Annotated in this window: 30 protein-coding genes and 2 pseudogenes; 20 read left to right on the forward strand and 12 right to left on the reverse strand. The window is 62.0% G+C overall.

Going from position 1 to position 26,888, the window contains the following annotated elements; translation table 11 throughout:
* Positions 1–122 precede the first annotated feature (122 nt).
* The 3 genes from JQ627_RS39275 to JQ627_RS32455 all read left to right on the forward strand — a co-directional run bounded on the left by JQ627_RS39275 (position 123) and on the right by JQ627_RS32455 (position 1,165).
* A complete protein-coding gene (locus JQ627_RS39275) occupies positions 123–479 on the forward strand; it encodes a hypothetical protein (protein ID WP_249143597.1) in 357 nt (118 codons plus the stop codon).
* Positions 476–856: a response regulator transcription factor gene (locus JQ627_RS39280; protein ID WP_249143587.1), complete on the forward strand. Its 381-nt coding sequence runs from the start codon at positions 476–478 to the stop codon at positions 854–856. Before JQ627_RS39275 ends, JQ627_RS39280 begins: the two co-directional genes overlap by 4 nt.
* 117 nt (positions 857–973) lie before the next feature.
* On the forward strand, positions 974–1,165 hold the full coding sequence (locus JQ627_RS32455) for a hypothetical protein (RefSeq protein ID WP_212488433.1): 192 nt from the start codon (positions 974–976) through the stop codon (positions 1,163–1,165).
* A 211-nt stretch (positions 1,166–1,376) separates the two neighbouring features.
* Here JQ627_RS32455 and JQ627_RS39840 read toward each other — a convergent pair whose 3' ends face one another.
* The gene (locus JQ627_RS39840; protein WP_409363830.1) at positions 1,377–1,676 is read right to left on the reverse strand and encodes a LuxR C-terminal-related transcriptional regulator; all 300 of its coding nucleotides are present in this window, start codon (positions 1,674–1,676) and stop codon (positions 1,377–1,379) included.
* A 118-nt stretch (positions 1,677–1,794) separates the two neighbouring features.
* Between JQ627_RS39840 and JQ627_RS32465 the strand changes: the two genes are divergently transcribed.
* Positions 1,795–2,028: a hypothetical protein gene (locus JQ627_RS32465; protein ID WP_212488435.1), complete on the forward strand. Its 234-nt coding sequence runs from the start codon at positions 1,795–1,797 to the stop codon at positions 2,026–2,028.
* 1,324 nt (positions 2,029–3,352) lie between these two features.
* Here JQ627_RS32465 and JQ627_RS32470 read toward each other — a convergent pair.
* Positions 3,353–3,640 (reverse strand): hypothetical protein, encoded by a 288-nt coding sequence (locus JQ627_RS32470; protein WP_212488436.1) that lies wholly within the window; start codon positions 3,638–3,640, stop codon positions 3,353–3,355.
* A gap of 774 nt (positions 3,641–4,414) precedes the next feature.
* On the opposite strand from JQ627_RS32470, the gene JQ627_RS39285 reads away from it, so the two are divergent.
* Positions 4,415–4,582, forward strand: a complete 168-nt coding sequence (locus JQ627_RS39285; RefSeq protein WP_312015824.1) for a hypothetical protein — start codon at positions 4,415–4,417, stop codon at positions 4,580–4,582.
* A gap of 145 nt (positions 4,583–4,727) precedes the next feature.
* On the opposite strand, the gene JQ627_RS32480 is transcribed toward JQ627_RS39285, so the two are convergent.
* The 6 genes and pseudogenes from JQ627_RS32480 to JQ627_RS32505 form a co-directional block, all read right to left on the reverse strand.
* On the reverse strand, positions 4,728–4,961 hold the full coding sequence (locus tag JQ627_RS32480; RefSeq protein ID WP_212488437.1) for a hypothetical protein: 234 nt from the start codon (positions 4,959–4,961) through the stop codon (positions 4,728–4,730).
* Positions 4,962–5,068: 107 nt separating this feature from the next.
* Positions 5,069–5,662 carry a hypothetical protein gene (locus JQ627_RS32485; RefSeq protein WP_249143589.1) on the reverse strand — a complete coding sequence of 198 codons (594 nt, stop codon included), beginning with the start codon at positions 5,660–5,662 and terminating at the stop codon, positions 5,069–5,071.
* A gap of 201 nt (positions 5,663–5,863) precedes the next feature.
* Positions 5,864–6,055: a hypothetical protein gene (locus tag JQ627_RS32490; RefSeq protein WP_080586686.1), complete on the reverse strand. Its 192-nt coding sequence runs from the start codon at positions 6,053–6,055 to the stop codon at positions 5,864–5,866.
* Between the two features lie 136 nt (positions 6,056–6,191).
* Positions 6,192–6,506, reverse strand: a complete 315-nt coding sequence (locus tag JQ627_RS39290) for a protein-S-isoprenylcysteine O-methyltransferase (protein WP_312015825.1) — start codon at positions 6,504–6,506, stop codon at positions 6,192–6,194.
* Positions 6,507–6,777: 271 nt separating this feature from the next.
* On the reverse strand, positions 6,778–7,176 hold the full coding sequence (locus JQ627_RS32500) for a hypothetical protein (protein WP_212488439.1): 399 nt from the start codon (positions 7,174–7,176) through the stop codon (positions 6,778–6,780).
* Between the two features lie 103 nt (positions 7,177–7,279).
* Positions 7,280–7,686 (reverse strand): annotated as a pseudogene (locus JQ627_RS32505) (Ku protein); the annotation flags it as partial.
* 195 nt (positions 7,687–7,881) lie between these two features.
* Here JQ627_RS32505 and opgC point away from each other — a divergent pair.
* Positions 7,882–8,029 (forward strand): annotated as a pseudogene (opgC, locus tag JQ627_RS39845) (OpgC domain-containing protein); the annotation flags it as partial.
* A 50-nt stretch (positions 8,030–8,079) separates the two neighbouring features.
* Here the strand turns inward: opgC and JQ627_RS32510 are convergent.
* Entirely contained in the window at positions 8,080–8,658 is a 579-nt protein-coding gene (locus JQ627_RS32510) for a tetratricopeptide repeat protein (RefSeq protein WP_212488440.1), read from the reverse strand.
* Complete coding sequence (gspD, locus tag JQ627_RS32515) at positions 8,630–10,933, reverse strand: type II secretion system secretin GspD (protein WP_409363831.1); 2,304 nt, start codon at positions 10,931–10,933, stop codon at positions 8,630–8,632. Before gspD ends, JQ627_RS32510 begins: the two co-directional genes overlap by 29 nt.
* A gap of 377 nt (positions 10,934–11,310) precedes the next feature.
* Between gspD and JQ627_RS32520 the strand changes: the two genes are divergently transcribed.
* From JQ627_RS32520 to JQ627_RS32565, 10 genes are read left to right on the forward strand one after another with little or no spacing between them, the layout of a single operon-like run.
* Positions 11,311–12,987, forward strand: a complete 1,677-nt coding sequence (locus tag JQ627_RS32520) for a GspE/PulE family protein (RefSeq protein WP_212488441.1) — start codon at positions 11,311–11,313, stop codon at positions 12,985–12,987.
* 4 nt (positions 12,988–12,991) lie between these two features.
* Positions 12,992–14,200, forward strand: coding sequence for a type II secretion system F family protein (locus JQ627_RS32525; protein ID WP_212488442.1), 1,209 nt, complete (start codon positions 12,992–12,994; stop codon positions 14,198–14,200).
* 16 nt (positions 14,201–14,216) lie between these two features.
* Entirely contained in the window at positions 14,217–14,729 is a 513-nt protein-coding gene (gene gspG, locus JQ627_RS32530) for a type II secretion system major pseudopilin GspG (protein ID WP_212488443.1), read from the forward strand.
* Between the two features lie 5 nt (positions 14,730–14,734).
* Positions 14,735–15,199 (forward strand): prepilin-type N-terminal cleavage/methylation domain-containing protein, encoded by a 465-nt coding sequence (locus JQ627_RS32535; RefSeq protein WP_212488444.1) that lies wholly within the window; start codon positions 14,735–14,737, stop codon positions 15,197–15,199.
* Positions 15,174–15,584: a prepilin-type N-terminal cleavage/methylation domain-containing protein gene (locus JQ627_RS32540; protein WP_249143573.1), complete on the forward strand. Its 411-nt coding sequence runs from the start codon at positions 15,174–15,176 to the stop codon at positions 15,582–15,584. The genes JQ627_RS32535 and JQ627_RS32540 overlap by 26 nt, the downstream gene beginning before the upstream one ends.
* The gene (locus JQ627_RS32545) at positions 15,581–16,288 is read left to right on the forward strand and encodes a type II secretion system protein J (RefSeq protein ID WP_212488446.1); all 708 of its coding nucleotides are present in this window, start codon (positions 15,581–15,583) and stop codon (positions 16,286–16,288) included. Before JQ627_RS32540 ends, JQ627_RS32545 begins: the two co-directional genes overlap by 4 nt.
* Entirely contained in the window at positions 16,288–17,193 is a 906-nt protein-coding gene (locus tag JQ627_RS32550) for a general secretion pathway protein GspK (RefSeq protein WP_212488447.1), read from the forward strand. Before JQ627_RS32545 ends, JQ627_RS32550 begins: the two co-directional genes overlap by 1 nt.
* Positions 17,193–18,266, forward strand: a complete 1,074-nt coding sequence (locus JQ627_RS32555; protein ID WP_212488448.1) for a PilN domain-containing protein — start codon at positions 17,193–17,195, stop codon at positions 18,264–18,266. The genes JQ627_RS32550 and JQ627_RS32555 overlap by 1 nt, the downstream gene beginning before the upstream one ends.
* The gene (gene gspM / locus JQ627_RS32560; protein WP_249143574.1) at positions 18,263–18,826 is read left to right on the forward strand and encodes a type II secretion system protein GspM; all 564 of its coding nucleotides are present in this window, start codon (positions 18,263–18,265) and stop codon (positions 18,824–18,826) included. Before JQ627_RS32555 ends, gspM begins: the two co-directional genes overlap by 4 nt.
* Positions 18,823–19,470 carry a hypothetical protein gene (locus tag JQ627_RS32565; RefSeq protein WP_249143575.1) on the forward strand — a complete coding sequence of 216 codons (648 nt, stop codon included), beginning with the start codon at positions 18,823–18,825 and terminating at the stop codon, positions 19,468–19,470. The genes gspM and JQ627_RS32565 overlap by 4 nt, the downstream gene beginning before the upstream one ends.
* Before the next feature lie 26 nt (positions 19,471–19,496).
* Here JQ627_RS32565 and JQ627_RS32570 read toward each other — a convergent pair whose 3' ends face one another.
* Positions 19,497–19,934: an A24 family peptidase gene (locus JQ627_RS32570; RefSeq protein ID WP_312015822.1), complete on the reverse strand. Its 438-nt coding sequence runs from the start codon at positions 19,932–19,934 to the stop codon at positions 19,497–19,499.
* Positions 19,935–20,262: 328 nt separating this feature from the next.
* Between JQ627_RS32570 and JQ627_RS32575 the strand changes: the two genes are divergently transcribed.
* The 4 genes from JQ627_RS32575 to JQ627_RS32590 all read left to right on the forward strand — a co-directional run bounded on the left by JQ627_RS32575 (position 20,263) and on the right by JQ627_RS32590 (position 25,478).
* Positions 20,263–21,012: an EfeM/EfeO family lipoprotein gene (locus JQ627_RS32575; RefSeq protein WP_249143576.1), complete on the forward strand. Its 750-nt coding sequence runs from the start codon at positions 20,263–20,265 to the stop codon at positions 21,010–21,012.
* A complete protein-coding gene (locus tag JQ627_RS32580; protein ID WP_212488451.1) occupies positions 21,009–22,388 on the forward strand; it encodes a cytochrome c peroxidase in 1,380 nt (459 codons plus the stop codon). Before JQ627_RS32575 ends, JQ627_RS32580 begins: the two co-directional genes overlap by 4 nt.
* A gap of 240 nt (positions 22,389–22,628) precedes the next feature.
* The gene (locus JQ627_RS32585) at positions 22,629–24,683 is read left to right on the forward strand and encodes an alkaline phosphatase family protein (RefSeq protein WP_212488452.1); all 2,055 of its coding nucleotides are present in this window, start codon (positions 22,629–22,631) and stop codon (positions 24,681–24,683) included.
* 111 nt (positions 24,684–24,794) lie between these two features.
* Complete coding sequence (locus JQ627_RS32590; RefSeq protein WP_249143577.1) at positions 24,795–25,478, forward strand: hypothetical protein; 684 nt, start codon at positions 24,795–24,797, stop codon at positions 25,476–25,478.
* Positions 25,479–25,499: 21 nt separating this feature from the next.
* Here the strand turns inward: JQ627_RS32590 and JQ627_RS32595 are convergent, their stop codons facing one another.
* On the reverse strand, positions 25,500–26,882 hold the full coding sequence (locus tag JQ627_RS32595) for a cytochrome c peroxidase (protein ID WP_249143578.1): 1,383 nt from the start codon (positions 26,880–26,882) through the stop codon (positions 25,500–25,502).
* Positions 26,883–26,888: the final 6 nt, after the last annotated feature.

Genomic DNA, 26,888 nt, shown 5'->3' on the forward strand with positions numbered 1-26,888 from the left:
CAAATAGGGCACGGCCCCGCTCTAAGACTTCCAGATCGACCTCCGACCGGCGCTCGATCAACGCCGCGAGGAGCGCCGTCCCGATCTGGTGGAACTCCACCGCAGCCTTGGGGCGTATATTGTTGATGCGCAACATCGGTGGCGGCCCGTCTGACACGCCACCTGCACGCTGGCCTGTTGGCCTCCAACGAACCCTGCCTTTGAGCCCGACCGATCGAGACCAAGATCGGCGCCTCGATCTCGCGACCTTGCGAGCTCGATTGGACGAACTCGGTTCGACGTTGCCGATTATATTTCTTACCGGCCGTCTCGACATCCAGACCACGGCGCAGGCCATCAAGGCGGGCGCGGAAGACTTTCTGATCAAACATTGTCCGACGACCTCTTTCGCGCAATTGATGGTGCGTTCGCACGTTACGAAGTCACGCGTGCCAAAAAGGGCAAGTTGGATGCGGATCGCGCTCGTCTGGCTGCATTGACGCCGCGAGAGCGGCAAGTATTCGAACTTGTAGCTCGGGGCAAGCTCAACAAGCAGATAGGGTACGTGCTGGGCTGTACAGAACGTACTATCAAGGCGCATCGCTCACGGGTGATGGAGAAAACGCAGGTTCAGTCATTGGCCGAACTCGTGGCACTTGCCGAGCGGATGGGCATCCACCGGACTGGACTGACGGCGTTGTCACCCGCCTTACGGCGACCGGATCCCTCGTCATTTCCGAAGACTAAGGTAGCCGGTCGCATAAGCCGCGATGCCACAAGCCACGAGAGCGAGTGCGAACCACACCCAGAGCGGGGTAGCTCTTCGCGGCTGACGTTGCTTCATTGCACCCCACCCGGCTGCGAAGAGCCTCATTGAGAGGCGGTGTAAGGGGGCAGGAAGCCGTAGGCTGTCGCGAGGTTGTACCAACGGCCAATTGCTAGCTCGCAGAAGTCGAAAAAGAATAGCAAGAGTTCCGCGTGCTGGATGACGGCCATGAAGGTGCGAGAGCTTGTGGAGACGCTGCAAAGGCTTCCTGATCAGGATGCCACAGTCGTCATCGGGGAAGGCCTGTCGCCCAATGTCTGGCTCATCGTCGAAGGTGCCATAGTGCGTGGCATTCGAATGAGGAAGGATAATTTGGATTGGGTAGGCCCCGGCAGTGAGCCGGGCGTCGAAATCGTCTAGGGTGCCTACGCTCCACATAGTCTTTTCTGCCAGCGGCCTTGATGACTCATTCTTACTTGGTCGGCGCTGCCGGGGCTCGCGGTTACGAGAGCCGCTCAATAGCTGAATGCCTTGAACGGCCGCAGGAGAGCAGCGAGTTGATCGTGCGGGTGGCAGCTATTGCGGCGGGCGTTTTCACCGTCGCCGCCTGCTCCGTCCTGATCCTCAGCAATTAGGTAATGCCTCGATAGGTCCGCCATTCCGGCAGACGATGGGCCGCCGCCGTAATCTCAGCCTCGGACGCTATCCGAAGTTTGCCGAGGAGACGAACTCGTTGCTCCGCGATCTGCTTGGCAGTTCCGCCGAGCTTTGCAGCAATTTCTCTATCCGTCTTCCCGGCAGCGAGACGCCTCAATAATTTTTTCTCGCGAGGTGTCAGAAGTATCTCAGACATCGCCAAGTCATCGCGTGTTGGCCTCACTATAGTCATTCTGCCGCGACCGTTCATGGAGGCAATGCTCCGCGGGAGCATGCACGGCCCGTTAACGGGCTCCGCGCCATTATCACCTCGACCAGCGCATCGACACCTAAAACTCACACATTGGGAGGCGTCGCTGACCTCAGCCCGGCGAAGGCCTTTCGGGCTATGTATGGATTATCGCGCGTTCACAAACGACAGCCTCACCATGATGTACGAGAGCGTTCGCGGAGCCTTGGCATCTGACGACGCGCAAAAGGCGGCCGGGCAGGCTCCCCGCTTCCGGGTTCGGGAGACGGCGGATTGGAAGCAGCACGCGGGTAATCTTGAAGCCGAAATGCTCAATCGGGGAATGTTCTTCGACATCATCGACTGGTCCGAGGATCAGGGACGATTGCCGCTCTGACCTCGCAAGCTGCGCACAGAACTCATCGGATAAGCGGCTCCGAAGCTTCGGCCGAAAGTCCCTGCAGCCGCCATCCTGCGATGTCACTGGTCTTTCCGCATTGTTCACAGGTCAAGTGAGAACATCCTAGAGATCGTCCACGCTTGGCATTTTCTCGGGAGGCTTCGCGTGCGCAGCGCGGACAGGCCAGTGCCGCGCGCCAGCATGCCAAGATGGCGAGCAGAAAACCGAAGGCGCGATTACCAATCCACTTGATCAATTCCAGTATCCAAAACAACGGTCCCGGACTTGGGGGCTGAGATTTGGGGGCCGGGACCGTTATCGAGGCGCGGAGGCGCTGGTCATCCACGCAATGCTAGTAAGGTCGATGTTCGTGCGACGAGGCAATTGTCTCCTGGTACAATCTCGTCGTCGGCCGCGCCCGACGCCGACGTGGCAGGCCTCCTCAACGAGGTGCAGACGGGCCACGTCGATGTTGGTGACGTGGGCGAGGTCGATGGCCACCATAGTCCATGATCGCCGCCTGCGCAGAGACTACCGGTCTCAACTGCGTCGCACCGGCATGGAGAGAAGGCGTGACACACTTTTCCCTCCCCCACCCCTTTGGTCAGAAATCTTGGGCTGGTCTGATCTTGCAGCCCCACGCTTGCAAACGCGTCATCGTGCTCGGCGACGAGCCGCGAGTCATTGCACGACGAATTGCATTTCCGAAAGCGGATTCCGAATTGCGGGTCCATCCGGTATATTACTCGGGAGGATAACTCTTTCATGCGACCTGCAGTTTCCTACGTCCGCGTTTTGAAACTGAAGCAAGGCCGCAGTGGTCTCGACCTGGAGGCACAGCGGGCTGCCATCAAGACGTTCTGCGCGCAGTTAGCTTCTGCCCACCATTCGTAGAGAATTATTTCCCATCGCCACAATTGGTTCGCGGTTCACTCCGCGAAATCCAGCTTGCGCTTAGGAGAAGGATTTTCTAAAAGCGAACATCGCGCGAAGCGCAGGTACAGAGCGGTTACTTGCTGTTGCTTGGCTCTTACGGGCATCGATTGCGGCATCTCGCTCCGGGACCGGCCAAGCCAATCAAACCATGTTGCCTTCGCCCATCCCTGCCAATGGATTGTGAGGTCGGACCACTGGTGCCAACGCTGGCCGCGAGCTTGCTTTGGATCATGCGCGCCGATTTAGCAACTTGCCGACCATGTACATTGTCCTTCCAGAGCTCTGGGGGCATGGCAACTGATCGCGCCGATCTGCCTCCCAGCTCCGGGCTGATCGTAGTAGGTAAATTTTTCTGCGCCATCTGGAACGGTTGTTACGCTGAAAGTCAGGCCGCCGCCTTGTTCTTTATGGCACCGACGATCGCGGTCAGTATGGCGCCGCCTGCGCCGCCTGCGACCGCTTGAGAAACAATACCGCTCACACTGAGATTGCCTGATTGTGCTGCTGCCAGTACAGAAGGCAACAACAGGGTAGCGATCTGCCCGAGTAGCCCGCCTCCGACCAGACCTGAGATTACGTTTCCAGCCGTGCCCAGATCAAATGTGGGAGATGATTTGCCAGCGCCAAAGCCGCCAACGGCGCCTGCAACGAGATTAATTAGAATCTGCTCCATGTCGATCTCCTTAAAGGCGATGGGTGAACGAGATTCTTGGGGAAAGCCGCCCAATCACGTAACGTGCCCCCTGGCGTCTCGCAATGAAGCCGTAACTGGTATCCATTCGCAATTTTGCGCCAACGTTCAGTAGAGCAGACTTGATACAGATCAAGGGGTCCAACGATACTGCTAACATTTGCGTTGGCTGGACTTCGCCAACAAGGCCGCTGCCGCTGAGGCGCAATCGCGTAATTCTTTCGATTGGCCAGCTAATTCGGATCTAGCCCCAACTTCTGACATATCGCCGCACTGCGTTAACTGAAGCGACGGCCATCAGCTCACGTCGTGTCTAACCCGTGGACTCGCTTTTTTTTATATGGCTGGACCGCAAAAGATTTTGATTTACCGAAATTGCAGCTTGTGCGGTCGGGCAAAACAGCGCTTCATAGGGTGCCGGTTCAACGCAGAAGCCAGCCCCATGTCGAATGAAGTTGATACGTCTGAACTATTGAAGATCGCCCGGCTGAATGGTGATTTTAGAAGAGAGGCCGAATACCGTGAGGTGGAGACTGGCCGAGGCGCGGATGCGCTGGAGCGCCGTCGTGAGCTCGCAGCAGCCATGAAGTTCGCCCGCAAGCTCGGCAAGGGTGGAAAAGCGGGCGCGGCGCCGATCATCATCGCCAAGCTGGACTGCTTAAGCCGCGACGTACACTTCATCAGCGGTCTGATGGTCCAGCGGATCCCCTTCATCGTTACCGAGCTCGGGCCCGACGTGGACCCTTCATACTGCACATTCATGCTGCGGTCGCCGAGAAAGAGCACGAGCGGATCGCTCAGCGGACCAGAAAGGCGCTCGCTGCGGCTAAGGCCCGCGGGCAGAAGCTCGGGAATGCCGGAATTGGAGAGGCGCGCAAAGCGGAGGCTGATGTGCACGCGGAGTACTTTCGCTCGATTATCTAGCCGCTGCGCGGCCTGCCCGCCAAGCGCATTTCGGTGATCCTGAATGACCGCGGAGTCGCGACCGCGCGAGGCGGAAAATGGCAGGCCACTCAGGTGATCCGGCTGCTCAGTCGCCTGCGCTTGTCAGGCGACGACCTGGGCGGGCTTAACTCGGATCGTCCGACCTGACGTTTGCCGGCGGGATCAGCGGCATCTTCGGCGCCTCGTCATGAAACTCGCCACCAAACGCGATGCGGTACAGCTCAGCGTCACTGAGCTCTTCTAGCGGCACGTCACGACGATCAATGACCTGCGCGGGCTTCTCATCCAGCCGATCAATCAACTCGTGAATGCAAGCAAGCTTGTCGAGCAATGGGTCCGCCACCCTGCGCAGTGCCAAGGGTCGGCTCCGGAGCACCATCCGGAGCGCGTCGTTGCGCTACTGGAGGTGGTCACGTCGGTTTGCGAGGAGCGGCTAGTCATAGCGCCTGAATGAGTATCCCGGGTCTACCGGTCGCCAGCCAATTGCACCGTTTGACGTCCACCGTTTAGCGCTCTGAGTTTGTTTATGTATTCTTCAGGCTTCAACAAATGGAATGGAGCCTTCAAACCCATAAAACTCGCTATGCGACCGATGAAATTGGTGCAGTTGGTTGTTCCCGCGTTCCACACCGGCGAGTTCGCCTGAAGACGCTTGATGTAAGCAAATACCTTTTTGGCGTCAGCCTCATTCAAGTAGACTCGATAGCTGGCTGTCAAATATTGCTCATCGAGGTCACCGTAGCTCGCGCCGGTTTCAGAAGGCACAAACATGAGATGTCCCAATACGTACGGCACCGTGTCACCTGCTGGATGCAGGCCGGCAACTTCGACCGCCCTTTGGCTCGTCTTGCCGTACCAGACAAATGCGTGTCCGTAGGATGCAGCAGTGCGGGCACGAAAATCAACGTAGTAGGGTCCTTTAACTGAAGATCCCCGGGCCGGCTTTGCATCCGACGTGGTTGGCGGGCTGCTTGGCGCAGCCGCGGCCGTTTTCGTAGCGGAGTTAATTGAAACCTTGGGGGCAGTGTCCGGTCGCTGCTGAAGATCAGCGCGCGCCATGAGTTGCTGCGCACCAGCGCTTCCCACGGAAGCCGCAAAGATTGCGATTCCGACAATCAATCGCAGATCGCGGTATTCCCAGATCACTCTTGCCACGTCCGCCCCCTCTTGGGCCCAACACAGCCCAAGCAACAACTAGTCCGCTTATCGGAGGTGAACGCCTCCGACCCCGACGGGCCGAAGGCGCTTGAATCCGCAGGCTTAACCCTTGGTGACTAACGGAGCCGGCGCCGGAGCCTTGCCGATCGGGTATTTGCCGACTGGAGTTTTGCCGACGGGATATTTACCAACCGGCGCGGTCTGGACGACGGGTTGCGGACGAGGCAGATCGGCAGCAACTGCCGCTCCCACCAAAGCCAAAGACGCAGCACCCGCAATTACGAATTTCAGCATCAAATCTCCCCTGAAGTTGCCTACTAGCCTTACCGATTCTGAGCCTAGCCGGACGTTCTACCCACGCAACAAATAGAGGCCCATGAGGCAGTCGCGCGATCTCTTTTCTGGCAAATGTTGCAGACGGGGCACGCTTTTAACGGATTGATGGGAAAATCCTGCCGATCCGCGCCATATACTCGCGATAGCTGTCGGCGAACGTCTGCAGCATTATTCGCCCTTCTCCTGCGACGCGGCCAAAGATCAAGATCCCGAACCCGGCCAAGCCCGCGAAACCGGCAATCCAATTAGGCAGCAGCAATGCCTGGGCGACAGCCCACAGCCAAAATGCCGAATATATCGGGTGCCGAACTCTCCGGTAAAACCCTTCCGTCACGAGCTCATGGTTCTCCCGCACGTCGAGACTTACCGACCAATTCCGGCCGAGTGCACGGTGCGCCAGGTGGAACACGCCCAAAGCCGCGATCGCAAAGAGACCCTAGCCAAGCCAGCGAGGGATAAAGCTGTGAGCTGCGAAATGAGGTATTCCTGTCGTCACGTAAGCGAGCGGGACAAGTCCAAGTCCCGAAAGAGATATCAGCAAGAGCGCAGTTTCCAGGGGGCCGCGCGCGCTCCGCACAATCCTCGCACGACGGGAACGCCGCGCGTACTTGTAGCGTATGAGATACCAGCCGATCGCCAGGCAACGAAAATGATTCTCGAGATCGTGGGCATCATTTGAATTAGGCCGCCGCGCCCGGGCGACCTGGCAGATCGCCTTCTGGCAGCGCCGCGCTCGCAATAAGTCCTCCTTCCTCAGCGATCATCGACACGGCGCCATCCGGGGCGAGCGTCTGGGATTTGGCTGAAACAGGTCCGCATGTGAGCATGAAGTAATCGTACGATGTTCGCTTATCATTTCCACTGACGAACTGGTTGTGCAAGCGGAAGAAGTGGAAACGGATGCGTCGATAGATGTCGTCGTCGGGCATTCGGCTGAATCTCACGATCCTGACGGTCGCTTCGTTTTCCGTCGACAAACCCATTTCGGCCATTGGCCGGCTTTTGTAGAAGTTCAACGGGTCGACGAGGGCCTGATAATCGCCCCAGAAGATCGCGCGCGACTTGGCGACGCGTTCCATCGTCGCGCGAAAGCGTGTTGCCTTCGGATGCAGGCCGACCTTGAGTATGGATGATCCAACGCGCAAGAACGTGACGGGAATTTGGTTCCGACCGGGCTCAGGGCGCGACCTTGTCCATTTCGCGGATAGTCTCGCGGATCACGGCGAAGGCGTCGTGACCGATCTTGCCGTCTGGCGTGAGATAGTAGGGTCGGATCGGGTAGCGCGGGTCGATGTCGGCTTTGTCAACGAACTCATCGATCTCGATGGTGCGGGTCGCCTCAAGGGCCAACTCGTCGAGCTCCTCCTTGGTGACCTCGATGTATTGCCCCTTTTCGACTCGTAGCCCTTGACGATGTCCTCGCTCGCCACCTCGTCGCCGGTGTCGGCATCGACTTTCACGTGCTTGATCCGGTGGCCGGTCGCTCGATTGAGCTGATTGAACGAGATCTTTTCGGATTCCGATGTCGCCGGGTAGAGTGCCACCGGCGACAGACGCAAGAAGCCTTTCCAGTTGGCGCGCGGGGCCATGGTACGCAGAACTCCAGTTCGGACAGATTCAAGACGAAGGGCAGGGCGCGGTTCCGACAGCAGAGGCGGGCCCATCAATATCGAATGCAGCACGGCGGCTGCCGGCAAGGGATGCCAACGACACGTTTCGCCGAACGGGGGAAAGACACGTGCGTCTCTGATCGCCGACACGCACGCATCACAGCCAAACGTGGGATGGGGGTGTATGTGGTCACCCTGCATTATCTACTGCCAAAAGGACGCGATCTGCAACTGGCTGTTTCATGGCATCGCCAATTGGGAGATCTATCTCGATCATATCCCGAATAACCTGATGAATCTCGTCACGGGCGGGAACTTCGGTTCAGCGATGCGGCCGCGGCCGAGAGTTTTACGTGATTGCCACGGCAGTCGCTACCGGCCAGTCGGGCGTGGCTCCGGCACGGAGCGCACGGCTACCCATCTCAATGCAAGCTTCTGGCCGGCGACGATCTCGTTGCGGGAGAGCTTTGATGCGACCGCGTCCCGGAACCTAAGATAGGCCTCTCGCTGTCGCCCGCCTGCGCGGGCAGCCGCCAGGTTGAGCCATTTGTAGGCGAGCACGAAATCCTCGGGAACGCCGTGCCCCTTGTCATACATCAGGCCAAGCATGGCTTGCGCGAACGGGTCTCCCTGCTCAGCCCCGCGGCAATAGAGATCGGCGGCGGCGTCATAATTCTGCGGGACGCCGAAGCCATGCTCGTACCTGAAACCGAGCCGGCCGAAGGCTCTCGCGTTGCCGCGCTCGGCGGACGGTGAAAGCTTCCGGGCGGCGCGCGCATAGTCGCCGCGATGGAAGGCGGCCGGTCCAGGCGCGACACTATCGGCGCTTGCGATGGACGTCGTCGCCGCAAGAAGCACAAGCGCAAGCAGGACACAGAGCGGCGCCCGCGGCGCAAACGCAGGGATCGCCGGCCCGTCCGGCTCAGTGGAAGCTGGTGGTAATAGGCGCATTAGTCGATGTCGTGGCGATGCTGCCGCGCAGTCTCGATCGAAGTTCCTCGGCGACGACATGGGCGTCGGAACCGTCGCGAATGATCTGCGGGCGGATGAAGATGATCAGCTCGGTGCGCTGGGTGGCGTTGCTCTGATGCCCGAAGGCATCGCCAAGCCCCGGGATCTGGTCCAGCACCGGAATAGCGTTACGGGAGCCGCTCTGCTGCTCGCTGATCAGGCCGGCTAACAGCACGGTCTGACCATTGACGACCGAGATCTGGCTCTTGACACGCCGCTCCGAAACCGTCGGCGTCAGACTGTTCGCGCTGGTCGCGGGCACATTGCTAATCTCCTGCTCGATGTCGAGCCGCACCGAGCCGTTCACGCTGACGCGCGGCGAGACCTTCAGGATGATGCCGGTGTTTCGATAGTCGATGGTGTTGACCACCGTGTTGCTCGTGGTCAGGACCGTCGCGCTGCCGGTTGACACCGGAACGACGTCGCCGACCTGCAAGGTCGCGACCTGGTTGTTGATCACGACGAGCGAAGGATTGGAAAGCACCTTGACGCTGGTGACGGCGTGCAGCGCATCCAGGATGAGGCTCGGCTGCGTTTCGGAACCGATCAGGAAATTGAAACCCGGAAAGGCCCGGTTGATGAAGGCATTGGTGACCGAGCCTGCGACAGAGGCGGCACCAGTCGTTGCGTCCGTAACGGTTGCGGGAGCAGTAGTGGCATTCGTATTGAGGACCGAACCGGTGTTCGGCTTCAGTCCGAGGTTCCTGCTTGTGAGATAGGTCTGCACGCCATAGGACAGCGTGTTGTTCAGCGTGACCTCGGCGATCGTCGCATCGATGGCGACCTGGAGCTGCGGCACGTCGACCTGGAGCAGCGTCGCCTCGATGATGCGATAGTTGGCTTGGTCGGCATAGATCAGGAGACTGTTGTTCACGGTGTCGGGCGTGATCCGCACGTCCTGCATCACTGGCTGGCCATTGCCGGCGCCGCGACCGCTGTCGAGCGCGGCGTTACTGCCCTGGCCCTGATTGGCAGCGTTCGCTTGCCCCGCGGCACCAATGCCCTGCCCCGTCGCGCCTGTCGCCGAATTGCCGCGAGACGCAAAGCCACCCATGTTCGAGCTCGAATTGCCGTTGAGCGACAAACGGTCGGCGACACTCGAGGTCGCCACGGTACCGGACCCCGGCGCGACCTGGCTGTCTGCACTGTCGAGCAAATTGCCGGACGATCCGCCGAGGAACATGTCGGTCAGAACCCGCGCGATCTGGCGCGCATCGCCGTACTTGACGCGGTAGACGTGAACCGTGGTTCGCGCGGTGTCGTTGCGATCGAGACGTTTGATCCACGTCGCGGCCGTGCGCAGCATCTCCGGCTTCTTCGTCACCACCATCACCGCGTTGAGGCGCGTGATCGGCATGAACTTGATGACATTCTGGCTGAGGCCATTTTCTCCGGAATCGACGATCTTCTCCAGCTCGGCTATAACCGGCGCCGGAGAGCCGCTCGAGATCGGGAAGATGCCGACGGATTGGCCACGCATCCAGTCGACATCGAAGCTGAGCACCGTGTCGACGGCGGTGCGGCGTTCCGCGCCGGTGCCCTGGATCAGAAGCAGATTTCGCGTCGTGTCGGCGCGGATCGCACCGGCCCGCGTGGCAAAGCTGTCGGTCAGCTTCATCAGGGTCTGCGCCGAGACATATTGCAAGGGAACGACCGAGATCCCGAACCCTGGCTCGGGATTGGCCGCCGCTTCGTCGACGCGGCCACCACCGACCGCGTCACCGAGCGGCGTCAGGCGATAGCCCGTGGTGTCATGCAGCAGCACGACACCACTGAGGCGGAGCGCATTCTCCAGCACGAAGACCATGTCGGATTTTGGCACCGGGCGAACCGATACCAGGCTCACCGTGCCCTGTACGCGCGGGTCGATCGTGTATCCGACGTGCAGGATATCGCCGAGCACGACCTTGGCGACGGTCGCCACCGGCGTGTTCTCGAAATTCAGGTCGAAGCCATTGCCGTTCGGCGTCGGCCGCAGCCGATCATCCGCCACGGCCGTGACTTCACTTCCCTCATACATCGCCGCGCGAACGTTGCTGCCGCCCTGGCCGCCGGTCGTTGCCGCCAATGCGTTCACCGGCTGGGTCTGGCGCGGCAGAAGGTCCAGCGAACGCACTTTGTCCGAGACGTCGAGCTGCGCCGCGTCGACGCCTGCATCGCCGACTGTCGCAGAGTTACAGGACGCCAGCAACACAAGCGATGACAAGACGAACATGGCTCCAAGGCCGCCACGAATGATCGGGCGGCGGCCCATTGTGCCTACGCGTTGCATGAAAGCCCTTCGCTCTGGCTGGCTGTTGTTCGATTGCTTTTGACGATCGATCCTGCCTTGGCGGACTCTTAGCGATCGATCATGACAGAAATAAATTGTTTACATGATTGTCGTTCGCGACCTTGCCGTTCGTGGCCTGCACTTCGCATCACACCGCTCGTGAAATCGCCCGTACCTGCGATGCCGTCTCAAAGTTTGTTGAGCAGGACGGACGATGCGACTTCGCACAGCTGTCACACTTCGGATCGATAAGCATGCAGTTGACGGGAGCCCAACGCTAAAGCGCGCGCTGATCCAGGATAGAGTGGCGGGACAACGGAATGGCCAACGATCTGTCCGCTCGGTTCGTGGATTATCTCCGTCAGAACAACCAGCTTATGCCGGCCGACGGGCCGGCCGATCGCAGCGGACAGGGCATCGACCATCGCCAATTGAAGCTGTGGGAGGTCACCAGCCTCTCGCCGGCGGATTTTGCCGAGACGGCCGCGCGCTTCTTCGCGCTCGATCGCATCACCCTCCAGGAGATGACGGCGGCTGAGACGCTGGTCGGATCCTTCTCGCCGCGCTTCCTGCGCGAGACCATGGTCTATCCGTGCCGGGCAGCGGATGGAACCACGACCCTCGCTGTCGCCGACCCAACCGACCAGGCAACCCAGCGAGCCGCTGAGATCGTGCTCGGTGCCGGCATCACGATGAAGGTGGCGTCATCGGAAGATGTCGCCATCGTTCTGAACAAGAGCTTCAGCGCCGAAGAGGCCCAGGCCGCCGAAGCGGCCACGGCACTCCCGCGCGAAGACGATATCGAAAGCCTGCGCGATCTCGCCAGCGGCGCGCCGGTGGTCCGTGCAGTCAACGACCTGATCGAGAAAGCGGTCGAACTTCGCGCCAGCGACATCCATATCGAGCCGTCTGCCGGTGGGCTCACGGTCCGCTTGCGAATCGACGGCCTGCTGCGGCCGGTCGTGGCGCTGTCGGGCGTCCTGCCCCAGGCCGTGGTCTCCCGTATCAAGATCATCGCCAATCTCAATATTGCCGAGCGCCGCCTGCCGCAGGACGGCGCAGCCCGACTGCGGGCCGGGCGTACCGAGATCGATATCCGCGTCGCGATCATGCCGACCCAGCACGGCGAATCCGCCGTCCTCCGTATCCTGCCGAAGGATCGCGGCTTGCTGGTGGTTGAAAAGCTCGGCTTCTCGGAGCCCGACGAAGGCAAGCTGCGGCGGCTGTTGAAGCTTCCGCACGGCATGATCGTGATCACAGGGCCGACCGGCAGCGGCAAGACCACGACGCTCGCGACGATCCTGTCGATCCTCAACGAGCCGAGTCGCAAGATTCTTACGATCGAGGATCCAGTCGAATACGAGATTCCCGGCGTCAACCAGTCCCAGATCAAGCCGGCGATCGGCCTGACCTTCGCCACCGCCCTCCGGTCCTTCGTTCGTCAGGACCCCGACGTCATCATGGTCGGCGAAATCCGCGATTCCGAGACCGCGCATGTCGCGGTGCATGCGGCCCTGACCGGGCATCTGGTGTTGACGACGCTGCACACCGAGACGGCGGCTGCCGCGGTGCCGCGCCTGCTCGACCTCGGCGTCGAGGGCTATCTGCTCCGTTCGGTGCTGCGCGGCGTGATCGCGCAGCGTCTGGTCCGCCAATTGTGCGAGCGATGCAAGGCGGCGCGACCGCTTGCAACGGCCGACATCACCGAGGATCCGAGGCTCGCCGCGCTCGGTTTCCGTGCCGGCGAGACCATTCAGGAGCCATGCGGTTGCGAGCGCTGCAGCGGAACCGGCTATCGCGGCCGCCTTGGCATCTTCGAACTGCTCGAATTGTCCAACGAACTACGTGAACTGATCGGAGAGCGAACCGACGGGCTGAAGATCGACGCCATGGCGATCCGCGAGGGCATGACCACGATGCTCGACGACGGCATCGCCAAGTGCCGCGCGGGATCGACCTCGCCCGCCGAAATCCTCCGCGTTGCGACCGCCCGGTGACGCCGTGCCAAATTTTCGCTATCGAGCTCTGACCCAAGCCGGCGAGATCGTGAACGGCACGATCTCCGCACCAACCATGGCCGAAGTCGCGCGCCGAATCGAGTATCTCAAGCTCCTGCCGATCGAAACCATCGAGGACAAGCGCACGTCTGCCGCATCGAGCCGCAGCGTGTTCGGCGGACCGAGCTCTGCGGAGGTCACGACCTTCACGCACGATCTGGCACTGCTGCTCAAGGCCGGCGCGCGACTCGACGATGCCCTGGAGCTCCTGTCCGGCGACGCCGATGTCGGGCGGATGCGCCCGGTGGTCGCCAAGATTCGCGCGGCCCTGCTCACGGGCGAGAGCTTTGCCGACGCAGTCGCCAATCACCCTATCCTGTTTCAGCCGATGTACGTTGCGCTGGTACGCGTCGGCGAGATCTCCGGCACGCTCGATTCCGTGCTGGAGATGCTGGGGACCGAGCGCGCCCGTTCCGAACAGATGCGGCGGAAGCTGACCGATGCGATGCAGTACCCTGCGTTCGTGCTGGTCGCTGCATCCGGCGTGATGCTGTTCTTCCTGCTGTTCGTGCTGCCGCAGTTCTCCAGCGTGCTCGGCGATTTCGGCGACAAGTCGGATACGGCGCTCGCCAGCTTCATCGCGGTGTCGGATTTCCTCCGTGCCAACGCCACGGCCGCGATCCTGATGGCCGCGGCGACGATCATCCTTGCATGGTGGCTGCTGCGACAGGCGAGCGTGCGTGCAGCACTTGTCACCACCATCGCGCGGGTTCCGGGCATTCGCAGCGCCTTCCAGTTTTATCGCGCCAGCCTGTTCTGCCGTAATCTGGGCGTGCTGCTCGGTAGCGGCGTCAACCTCACCGCCGCGCTGCGCATTCTCGTCGACATCATGGCGGTGACAGGAAGTGAGGCGAATTGGACCGCTGCGGCCGACCGCGTCCGTCACGGTGGAAAGCTGTCGGAGGCGCTTGCCGTCGCGGACAGCCTGCCGCCGATGGCGGTCCGCATGCTGCGGCTCGGTGAAGAGACCGGGCAGCTTCCAGTGCTGGCGGGAAGGGTCGCGGAATTCTACGAAGCAAAATTGCAGCGCAGCCTTGACCGCGTCGTCGGCATCGTTGGGCCACTGGCGATCATCATCATCAGCACCGTCGTCGGCGGACTGATCGTCTCGGTGATGACGGCGCTGCTCTCGGTCACGCAGCTTGTCGGTTAAAGCAGGGACATCGATCATGATATCACGCAACACCATCATTGGCGCATTTTCCACGCTTGCGGGAGGTAGCCGCGCGCAGTCGCGATCGCCCAGGCGTCCCGGGCAAGAGGGCTTCACGCTGGTCGAGATGCTGGTGGTGATTGCGATCATCGGCCTCATCATGGGACTGATCGGGCCGCGCGTTCTCAACTATCTCAGCGAATCCAAAGTCAAGACGGCGCGCATTCAGCTCCAGAGCTTCTCGAGCGCGCTCGACCTGTTCTATCTCGATGCCGGCCGGTTCCCGTCCACAGCGGAGGGACTTGCCGCGCTGGTCCGGCGCACGCCGGTAGTTGCGGCCTGGAACGGCCCGTATCTGAAGGGCGGCAACGTCCCGAGCGACCCCTGGAATCACGCCTATGTCTATCGCGCGCCCGGCGAGCACGGGCCTTATGACATCGTCTCCTACGGCGCCGACGGACAGGAGGGCGGCAGCGGCACTTCGGCCGACATCTCGCTCGAGAAAACCACCGCTGCCAGGGATGAATAACGGCAATGACCGATGCCACGCAGCGCGGCTTCTCCCTACTCGAGATGGTGTGCGTGCTCGCCATTATCGCGCTGATGGCCGCCGTGCTGCTGCCATTCATTCCACATCAGACGTCGCGATCGCGGTTGCAGGCCTATGCTTTGCAGACCGCGACGCTGCTAAAGGCGGATCGCAACGCCGCCATTGAGCGCAGCACCAGCGTTGCGACGTTGGTCGACGCGGCGAGCCGCGCGATTCACTCGGGCTCCTCGCGCACGACGCTGCGCATTCCCGACGACGTCAGGTTCGATGCCGTCCTACCGCAGAGCTGCCAGCGCCAGGCCGCGCAATCGACCATTCGTTTCTTTGCCAATGGCGGTTCCTGCGGCGGCTCCATCGCGCTGACGCGGCTCGATGCGGGGTTCGAGGTCCGCGTCAACTGGCTCACCGGAAGGGTTGAAATCATTGCGCGCGATATCGCCGCCAACTAGCCGCACTGATGCGGGCTTCACGATCATCGAGGTGCTGGTCGCGCTCGCGCTGGTGGCTGTCTCGATCGTCGCGATCGGCGCAGTCATGGGCGGCAAGGCGCGCGGGGTGCGGACCCTGGAGCAGCACGTCGCGCTGATGCAGGCGGCACGCACCCTGATGACGATCGGCATTCCGCCACGCGCGCAATTGCGGTCGGGCACCTCGACGGGACAGGCCGAAGGCTATCGCTGGACCATCGACGTCAGCGCACTCGGCGGTGACTGGACCGTGCCCGAGGGCAATGCGCCCTGGGCCCCCGAGCTGGTCAGAATTCGCGTCAGATCGCCAGGCGGCGCGTTGTCCGATATCCGCACCGTGCGCCTGATGCCGAGGTCTTCGGAATGACCCCGGCAAGGACAAACCGGCGAACGCGTGAGCGCGGCTTCACGCTGATCGAGACCATCGTCGCACTGGTGCTGATGGGGCTATTGCTGTCGGCGCTCGCCAGCATCACGGCGCAGTGGTTGCCGAGCTGGAACAGAGGCCTGGACAGGATCCAGCGCAGCGAGCTGATCGGGATTGCGCTGGAGCGGATCGGCGCCGATCTCGCCGCGGCGGAGTTCGTCGCCCCCAATCGCGACACCCGCCGGCCGCTGTTTGACGGGTCCGAGCTGTCCGTGATGTTCGTACGAACCTCGGTGGGTCCGAATGCCGGACCGGGCCTCGACGTGGTGCGGCTCGGCGAAAGCAGGGATCGCGGTGAGTTCGTCACCGTTCGCACGCAAACGCGCTTCACGCCGCTCGCCGACGGGCTGTCGCTGACCGAACAAATCCATCTCGGCAGCCCGGTCGTGCTATTGCGCGCACCCTATCGCCTGTCCTTCGCCTATGCCGGGCCTGACAGGATCTGGAAAAGCGCGTGGAAGGATGCCGAGAAATTGCCGGCGATGATCCGCCTGACGGTGCGCGACGCTGCAAGCCAGCGCGTCCTGTCGGTCTCGACCATCGCGACGGTGCATGTCCAGGTTCCCGGCGACTGCACCAAGCCGGACGGTAATTGCAGCGACAAGCGCAATTCCGAAGGCGCCAGCGACCAGGACAAGACCTGATGGGCGCCACCGGCAACATCATCCGACCCCCGGCCAACCGCGGCTTCGTCATCGTTGCCGTGCTCTGGATCCTGATGGCGCTGGCGTCATTGGCGATCATCTTTTCGGCCTATCTCGCCGCGTCGGCACGGGCGTTGGCGGCGAGTGACATGTCGTTGCGGACCGAGGCGCTGGTGTCTGCCGGCGTCGAGCTCGCCGCCTATCGGCTGACGCTGACCGACGAGAAGACAAGGCCGCCCCGCGGCGCGTTTCATTTCGCCCTCGACGGGGCCAATGTCGCCGTGACGTTCACCTCCGAGGCCGGCCGCCTCGACCTGAACTACGCGTCAAAGGAGATGCTGACCGGCCTCTTCGCCGTGCTCGGCGGCAACAAGGGCGCAGCCGCCGAATACGCCGATCGGATCATCGGCTGGCGAACCCGCCCCACGCCAGGCAGCGAGAACGTGGAAGCAGCGCGTTACAATGCGCTCGGCTATTCGCCGAGGCAGGGCCTGTTCATCCACGTCAATGAACTGGGATTAGTCGCGGGCATTCCTGCTGCCCTGGTCGACCGCGCCCTGCCCTTCGTCACGGTGTTCAACGGCACGCCCGACATAGACCCGGCCATCGCCTCGCCGGAAGTCGTCGCGGCTACGGACAAGGCATCGGGGAACGCGCAGGGCGGATTTGCGGCGCAGTCGGCGTCACCAAACGGCACCGCTGGCGCGCCCAGCCCGCAAAGCGCGGCATCGACGGCGCAAAGTCCCTGCTACCGGATCGCGATATCGATCCAGTTCCATAACGGCCGCCGCACCAACTCCGAAGCCGTGATCGCACTCGGAGACAAGGTTGAACCCTATCGCGTGTTGTCCTGGCAAGACAATGTCGAGCCGCGCAATACGGTCCTGCTTCGCGGGAGGAGTTGATGGCAGTACTTGCCGAGGCACGGCAATGGTTTGAGCAATGGATCGGCGCGGCCGCGACGGCCGCTGACGGCGTTGCGGGCCGGTTTATGCACCGGCGCAGCGTCGCACTCGACGAGAATGCAGACGGCTCGTTCACGACACACCTTACGGCGTCGCGGGACGGGTCGCTGCCGGCTCCGCTGTCGTTTCGGCTTGAGCACGATGCGCTGCCGCCAATGCTGTCGGCGGATTGGAAAGCAGCATTGGACGGAAGCCGTATCGAGGTGCGGCTGCAACCGGATCACGTGGTCAGCCGCCTGCTCGATTTCCCCGGCCAGGCTGCCGATTTCCTCGACGGCATGGTCCGCGCGCAGGTCGACCGATTGACGCCGTGGAGCGTTGCTGACGCCGTCTTCGGCTGGGCTTCGCCGCAGCCTGTCGCGAATGATCGCATCGAGGTTGCGTTCAGTGCGACCTCGGCGGCCAAGGTGGATCCCCTGATCCGATTGGCGAAGACGCTCGGCTGCGCCTCCGTCGTCGTCTCGGCACCAGCCATCGGGAGTGACGGTGCCCCGCTGCACGTGACTTTGCTCGATCGAAAGCTGCGGGGCCTTGCTGGTTCAAATGTTTCCCGTCTCCTGCGCGTTCTCCTCGCCGCGACAGCGGCCGCGGCCGCGGCATGCCTGCTGTTGAACATCTATCTCGGCGGCGCGCTGCAATCGGAACAGGATGATTTACAGCATCGCATCTCGCAGCGCCGCGCGGCGCTGCGCCTCGACGCCAACAGTGATTCATCCGGGCTCGGCCTGCTGGCCAAGCGCAAGCAAACGACGCCGTCGAGCGTCATGGTTCTGGAAGCCCTCTCGCGCGTTCTGCCCGACACGACCTATGTGACGGAGCTCCGCATCGAGGGGCCCAAGGTGCAGGTGGTGGGATTGACCCAGGACGCACCATCGCTCATCCGGCTGATGGAGCAGTCACCGCAATTCACCCGCGCCACCTTCTTCGCCCCAACGACGCGTGCGGCAAACGAAACCGCGGAGCGGTTCCACGTCGAGGCCAACATCACCGCCTATTTTGGATCCGGCTCATGAGCGCAGCATCCCGCTCGCTGGCTTCGGTCGGCACATCGCCGTTGGTCGCGACCGCGAGCTATCTCGGTCTTGTCGTGTTGTTGTTGTTTGTCGTGATATCGTCGCTGTCCGATCTTGTCGCGCAGCGCAGCGATGTTGCGGCATCGGCCGCCATGCTCGCGCAATTGGAGGGGAGAACGAAGGCCAATACGGCGCCCGGCAGGCCGGTCATGCCGACCGGCTCGGCATATCTCGAGGGCGCAACCGTCACCGTTGCCGGCGCCACCCTGCTCCAGCGCGTATCGGGCGCGGTCGCGAAATCCGGCGGCAACGTGCTGTCGACCCAGCTTGATGTCCCCACCATCCCGGCCAAGGCCGGCTTCATCAGCATGGTCGCGAGCTGCGAGATCGAGCAGGCACAATTGCAACAGGTGCTTTACGACCTCGAGGCCGGCATGCCGTTCTTGTTCATTGACCAATTGGTCGTGCAGCCTATCGCCGACGATACTGCCGGGCAAGCCGATCCAGGCAAGCTGCGCGTGCTGCTCGGTGTCTCCGGACAATGGCGAGGCACCAAGTGAAGTGGCGCTTCGCAACGATCATTGTCTGCGCGGTCTCGGCTCATGCCGCATGGGCTGCCGTTCCCGACCGCGCCGCAGATGCACTCGACGCTGGGACGCTTGACGATACCCGGCTCGGCGGGCCCGTACTGTCATCGCCGCCACCGTCTGAGCCCGTGGCCTCGGTTCGGGTGGTGCCGTCGCCGGTGCCAACGCCAAGGCCGCTCAGTGCAAATCCGCTATGGGGCATTCCGCTTAAAGCGCTGTCCAACACACGCGATCGTCCCGTGTTCTCGCCGTCGCGGCGACCTCCGCCGGCCATCGTCGCGGAACCCGCGGAGAGCACACCATCGCCACCGCCGCCACCGCGCAAGGTCGAGATCGAACCGCCACCGCTGTCGCTCGTCGGCACGATCGCGGGCGGCGATGAAAGCTTCGGGATCTTTCTCGATCTGTCAACCAAAGCCGCGCTGCGATTGAAGATCGGCGACGATTTTCAGGGATGGAAACTCCGCACCATCAACGGACGCGAAGTGACGATGGAGAAGGACGAGCAAGGGGCGCTGCTCACGCTGCCGCGCCCCGGGAGCGAGGATAGCGGCGATATCCGCCTCATTCCGATCAGCACCGAGAAGAAGCCCCTCGCTGCGCGGCGCGAGAAGTGATTGCGTTTGCGGTTGAAATCCCGATTCTAGCTCAGACCAAGCCAGTTCTGAAAGGCCGGCGTCGCGAGAAGCCCGAGCGCGAGAAAGGGACCGAACGGGATCGACGTCTGACGCTTCATCTCGTGACCTGCGAGTTGCAGGCCACCCGCGACGCCAAGTGCCGCGACCGCAGCAATCAGAAGCAAGGTCGGCACGCCGGCAACGCCGACCCAGATCGTGGCGGCGGCAAGAAACTTGACGTCGCCAAGGCCCAGACCATCCACGTGCCGTAACCTGAAGTAAAGACGCTGCAATAGCCAAAACAGGACGCCGACGAGCAAGGCGGTCGCCATCGCGCTGAGAGCTGCGGTTGTGCCGTCTGTGACGACAATGTTTGCAAGACCGAGAGCCGCGATCGCAAGATTGAGCCAATCGGCAATGATACCGTGCCGAAGGTCGATCAGCGCGACAGCGCAGCAGAGCACGCAAAGCGCCCCATAAGATCCAATAAGATAAAGACCTTCGTAGCCGAGATGCATCGTGACGTGACGGGTGTGACGCGTGTGGATGTCGTTTCGCAATAATCCGCGTTGAACCGCAGATTTGAATCGATCAGTTGTAGCGAACTAAGTTTTCAGGATTGTGATCGTCGACGATGATGTCGAAATAGAAAAGATGCGACAAAACGTCCGAGCTGTCACAAATCCGCATAGGATACCGACAATAGTTCGCCCGACTGTACGCCATGAAGCCCTTCATGGCGGATGAGTGGGTTGGACAATGTACAAGATGCGAGTGGCGACGTGCCTTCTGTTGGCGGCGTTGGCCGGGGTGCGTGACGCGCATGCCGGCGCGCTCGAGGACGGAGCTGAACGCTATCGGCCGTACCTGATCGAGAGCGTTGCCAGTGCGCTCGCGGGCGCACGCGCCCTGCAAGAGCGCGCCGCAGCCTCGGATTTGCCCGGCGCCAAGAAGGCATGGCTTTCAGCGCGTGCGGGCTGGGAACGCTCGGAAGTGTTCACCGCAGGCTTCGTCCCCGAACTCGATGTGCAGATCGACGCGTGGCCGAACGCGGACAGCGGGTTCCACGCGATCGAGGCAAGATTGTTTGGAGCAGGCAGCACGGATGTCGCCGCCGATGTGGCCGGCCTCGTGCAGCATCTGAATGATCTTCACGGCAAGCTCAAGGACATCAAGCTCACGCCGCAGGGCCTGCTCGATGGCACGGTGCGGCTCACCTACGAGGTCGGGGAGAGCAAGGCGGATGGCGGCGAGTCGCGCATCAGCGGCACCTCGCTCGACGATATGCGCAACAACATCGCCGGCATCGATTTCGCGTATCACACGATCTTCTCCGCCGCGCTCAACACGGTGGACGGCAAGCTCGACGAGATGGTGTCTAACCGGATCGAGCAGCTCGAGGCGATCGTCGCGACGCCCTATCTGCCGCACGTCGATATCGCGGACCTGCGCCGTACCAGCGAGGAGCTGGTCGTGGCACTGCAGGGGGCTTCGGCCAAGCTCGGCCTGCAGCGGCCGACGCTGGAGGCCCAGGCGCGATGACATCGCTTCACTTGCGTCGGGGCGCGCTGTTTTCCGGTCTCGCTGTCCTTGTACTACTGCTCGGCCAGGCGGTGGCTTTCCCCGTCGACGGCGACAAGACCGTTCTGCCTGTTTCGACCGAGCTGAATGAGGATGCGCTCGACAAGCCGCGCGAGGTGTTCCAGTCCGAGCGCACCGGCCGCAAGTCATACCTCGTGAACCTCGGCGATCTCGCCTTCAATTCACCGGGGCTCCTCGGCCCGGTGGCACGACAGGGCGGCGTGAGCTGCGGCACCTGCCACGTCAACGGAGCCAACAACTCGAAATTCTTCATGCCGAAGATGTCGAGCCGGCCCGGCACGTTCGACACCACCGGTCCACTGTTCAATCCGAAGGCCAACAATCTGGCGTTCGACCCCGTGAGGATTCCGAGCCTGCGCGGCGCGCGCTATCTTGCGCCCTACGGCGCCGATGGACGGTTCGCCTCGCTGCGGGACTTCGTCCACAACGTCATCACCAACGAGTTCGCCGGACCGGAGCCGTCCCCGGCGACGCTCGACGCGATCGTCGCCTATATCCAGGACATCGACTTCCTGCCCAATCCGAGCCTCGGTCCTGCGGGACGCCTGGCCGGCAAGATCAGCGAAGCGGAGCGCCGCGGCGAAGCGCTGTTCTCCAAGCCGTTCCCGCACGATCCGTCGCTGAGTTGCTCTGGCTGCCATGTTCCGTCGTCGGGCTTCGTCGATCACCAGCAGCACGACATCGGCTCCGGGGGCCTGTTCAAGACCCCGACCCTGCGCAATGCGGATTTCAACGCGCCGTATTTTCACGACGGCCGCTTCGACGATTTCAATCAGGTCGTCGATTATTTCGACCGGACGTTCCAGCTCGGTCTTTCCACTCAGGACAAGGGCGACCTCGTCGCCTATCTGACGGCAGTCGGCGATGGCACGCAGCCCTATGAGCGCGACGGCGCCGGCGCGACGTTGAAAGAGATCAACGACTTCTCTTCCGTGCTCGCGATTGCCGTTACCGCCGGCGACAAGGACACGGTCGCCCTTGCGGTCGACACCATCGGCCGCGAGCTGCGCGAGTTGACCGAGCAATATCCCGACCGGAAGAACACCAGCGTATCGGGTGGCGAAGAGCATCGTGTCCTTGCGCGCAACAGCTTGAAGGAGCTCGTTCTCACGCTACGGCGAATCGAGATGGCTGTTGGAGCTGGACGCACCAGCGATGCGACTACCGAGCTCAGGAACTTCCGCTATCTGATGGCCGCTGCAGTGCCCGCGCTGCTCGCCAGCGCCGAGCCCTGGTCGCTCTTCAACCAGGACGTCCACGATCAGCATTATGCCGCACTTCGCCAGGTGATGCAGTCCAAGCATGTTTCGCATTGATCAGGCCGCGCGGAATCGCGTTTACGATTCTCGTGGTCGCTTGAATTGCTGAAAAATCCTTTCCCGTCGCTCGCTGATGATTTGAATCGTGGAGATGCGATTCACGTTGCGTGTGTCTCCACAGAAATTCTTGGAACGTTTCGAAATTTCTTTCGGGCATTCATCGCAACGAAAAGCATGCGTCATATTGTCTCACTAAGCAGGTGTGTGTTGCTAACCGCAAACATCCTGAGGTCGACAATGACTTTCAATTACAAGAAGCACTGGCGAACCAGCACCGCGATCTGCCTCGCGTCCACGGTGCTCGTCGCAACTGCCGCCTACGCCGCTCACTACCCGGGCGGTCACAGCCCGTGGGACAAGCGTTCACACCACAACAACAAATCGCACGAAGAAAGCCGGAACGAGCATCACGGCGATCATGGTGACAAGGATCACGGCGACAAGGTGAAGACCGCCTCGCCGATCAAGCACGTCATCATCCTGATCGGTGAAAACCGCGGCCTCGACCACACCTTCGGTATCTACAAGCCGAAGGGCAAGGGACAGACGATCTCCAACCTGCTGTCGAAGGGCATTGTCAACGAGGACGGAACGCCGGGCCCGAACTTCGCCCAGGCGCAGCAGTATTCGGTCGCGGGCCAGCCCTCCTTCTATATCGGCGCGCCGACGATCTCGAAGTCTCCCTATAACGCCACCAACAAGATGCCGCAGCCGAACACCAACGGAACGCCGACCGCGCAGAGCGACACCGGCGCCCCGTTCAAGACGATCGCCGAAGCTAGCGTCGAAAAGGACATGGATCCGAGCGATCTCGACATCCTCACGACCGGCTTCAGCGGACTGCCGACCGGAGTGCTCGACACCCGCGTTCCCGGCGCCGGCAGCCTGAACGGACCGTTCCAGCTGCAGGGTGAGCAGATCAGCGACGATGACTACACCGGCGACTCGACCCACCGCTTCTATCAGGATTGGCAGCAGGACGACTGCAGCGCCGCCAACGCCACGAAGAAGAACAATTCGGGCTGCCTGAACGACCTGTTCCCGTTCGTGATGGCAACCTACTCGGCGTCCAACAAGAGCGCGGCCAACTCGATGGGCTTCTATAACGCCCAGCAGGGTCAGGCCCCGGTCCTCAAGATGCTCGCCGACCGCTTCACCCTGAGCGACAACTTCCACCAGTCGTTCCACGGCGGCACCGGTGCGAACCACTTCATGCTCGGTACCGGCGACGCAGCTTTCTGGAGCGATGGCAAGGGCAACCCGGCGACGCCGCCGGCCACCGCGATCGCCAACCCGAATCCGGTCGCGGGTACGGTTAACCGCTACACCGTCGACGGCAATTGGAGCAACTGCTCCGATGTGTTCCAGCCCGGCGTGAAACCGATCGTCACCTATCTCAACAATCTGCCGTATGCGGCCGAGCCGAACTGCAAACCCAACCACTATTACATGCTCAACAATGTCAATCCGGGCTATCTCCCGAACGGCGCTCTGTCGGGCGGCAACAACGTTCCGCCGTCGTCCGTCCGTACGATCGGCGACGCGCTTATGGAGAAGAACATCTCCTGGGCGTTCTATGGTGGTGCGTATAACGACGCCGTGACGCTCTCGAACGCAGCGGTTGCGGCCAATCCGACCAGTCCGAACCTCACCGCTGCCGCGGTTGCCGATCCGGCACACGCGCTCGGTATCGCCTACTGCCAGATCTGCAATCCGTTCCAGTATGCGACCTCGATCATGGCGAACCCGACCGTGCGTCAGGCTCACATGAAGGACACGTCCGATCTGATCACAGCGATCCAGAACAACACTCTGCCCGCGGTGTCGTTCGGCAAGCCGGACGGTCTACTCGACGGTCATCCGCAGAGCTCGAAGGTTGACCTGTTCGAGGCCTATACCCTGAACGTGCTCAACGCGCTGGACAACAATCCGGAACTGAAGGCCGAGACCGCGGTGTTCATCACCTGGGACGAGGCCGGCGGATATTGGGACTCGGGCTACATCCAGTCGATCGACTTCTTCGGCGACGGACCGCGCATCCCGACCCTGGTCCTCTCGCCCTATTCGACGGGCGGCAAGGTCAACCACAACTACGCCGACCACGTTTCGCTGCTGAAGTTCATCGAACGCAACTGGGCTCTCCAGCCGCTCACGAACCGCAGCCGCGACAACCTGCCGAACCCGACCTACTCGAAGAACAACGAATACGTCCCGTCCAACAGCCCCGCACTGTCGGACATGTTCGACGCGTTCGACTTCAGCAAGGCGGTCACGTTGTCCTACACCGAGTGATCGATCTCTCGTCCAGCACGAGACATTGGTCGGCCTGATGCCGGCGCCGACCGAACCCATGGTTCGGTCGGCGTTGTCATGTCCGCCATGAACCAACCCGGGACTTTTTCAATGAAGCTCAATGCACAGGCCTCGCCGGCCAGCAGCCTCCTCAAAGCCTCCCTGCTCGCCGCCGCCCTCCTGGCGGCGACGGCGGAATCGGTCGAGGCGCAGCAGTTTTCGGCTGATCTCGTTGCCAAAAAGGACGAGACGACGACTGTGCTGGGACGCTTGCATGTCTCGGACGGAAAGGAACGGTTAGAGGCGGCAGCGCTACCCGATGGCTTCTTCCTGATCGACACGGCCGGGCCCACGGCCTATTTCGTCCGCCCCGGCGCACGTGTTTTCATGGACGCGAAGCAATCGAGCCCCCTGACGGGGATGTTCGTGCCGGTCGATCCGAACGATCCCTGCCGGCAATGGCTGGCGATAGCGCAGCTATCAGCGCCGACCGACCTTGCGACATGGCGCTGTCAATACGATCACGACGAGACGGTCGCCGGGCGAATGATGGATGTCTACCGGGTCGCGGCGCCCGGCTCCACCTTTCTCAGCTGGGTCGACCGCGAGCACAAATTCCCGCTCCAGATCAAGACAGAGGACGGCACGATGATCACCGCCGAACACATCCGCGACGAACCGCAGCCGGCGCAAACGTTCGAGATTCCCGCCGGCATGCGCAAATTCGATCCGCACGCGCTGATCCGCCGGATCCAGCAGAGCGATGTATGGGTCGCGCAGCCGGACTCGGAGTGAGGCGAGCGCGAGCGCTCCGGGTCACTGCGGCTGCTGGCCGGCCGCCGGCAGCAACCGGCCGAGCGCCGCGTAGTGCGATTGATGCACGTTACCGTTGAACAGCGACCACGGCTCGGCCTTCTTCAGGGCAACGGGAACGTCGAAATTCACCAGCAGCGCAAAGCTGCGGTATTCCGTCATCGCATCATCGATCCGGCCCGCCGAGACATCGATATCGATGCGGCGCAGGGTGAGGACGAGGTCCTTCAAGATGGTACGCGCCGCAAGCCGCTCATCCTGGCCGCCGACCGAGGCGTTCCTGATGTCGGGGATGTGCTCGGTCAATTCACGCAGTTCGGCACCGACGCCGGTCACGGCCAGCGACACCACCGCCGTATTGCCGGTGGGGATCGCGACCTGGAGCACGCTCGACAGCTCGAGGACCTCTTTCATCCGGATCACGACACCGTCCTTGTCGAAGGGACGCTCGCCGTCGCCGACCGTGTTCAGATAGGCCACCAAGTCCTGCGTATCCTGGGCAGTCAATCCCAGATCGAACACGCGGTCGAAATGCTGCACCACCTGCTCATAGCTGTCATAGCGGCCGTCGTGGAAATAAGGGGCGTTGAAATTCGCGTTTAGCAAGGTGGGCGTCTTGACCAGCCCGCCCGATCCGACGTCGTGACGCGCCTGGTCGTTGAAGGTTCCAGACGGAATATGACAGCCCGCGCAGCTCAATTCGGCCTGACGCGGGAACGGCTTGAAGAACAGCTTCTCGCCGCGACGCTCGGAATCGCCGACCTGTACTGCGAGCCTGCCGCCGGGCACAATTTTTGGATTGGGCAGAAAATCGATGTCGTTGATGTAAGCGACAAGGCCGTCCAAAACCTCGTCCGACGGCTTTGGCCCCGCGAATTCGTTGACGATGACATTATAGACGAAGTCGCGGAGCGAGGTGATGCGCCCGTCATGTCCGTATGGCGCGAGGAAGCGGGCGCCGCGCAGGCTCGGAATCCGGACCGGGTCGAGGATGCTGTTGAAGGTCTTCGGGTTGAACACAAGGCTGGTGGTGTCGAAGGTACCAGGGCGGCTGGATGCGCCAGGCACGAACAGTTTTGGGTTCGACGCGCCGTTGACGTGGCAGGTGCCGCAACTCATCTCGGCCTGGCGCGCTTTGCCGCCCAGAATGGCCGGCGAGTTGAAGGCGAGATCGCCGAGATTGACCAGAAAGGATTTGTGGCCTCCGACCGCTTCGGAGTGAAACAACTCGCGCGGCCGTGCCAATGCTTCCTCGGAGAATTCGGTGCCGGCCGGCAGCACAGTCTGGTCGCCGCCGAGCGGAAACGCCATCACGCGCGGCGCAAGCAAGGCTGCCGTGAATGCCAGCAACGTGATCCGCGCCAGGCGGATGCCACGACCAGCCAATTCAGT

The organism is Bradyrhizobium liaoningense (assembly GCF_018130785.1).
In the GTDB taxonomy this organism is placed as follows: domain Bacteria; phylum Pseudomonadota; class Alphaproteobacteria; order Rhizobiales; family Xanthobacteraceae; genus Bradyrhizobium; species Bradyrhizobium liaoningense_A.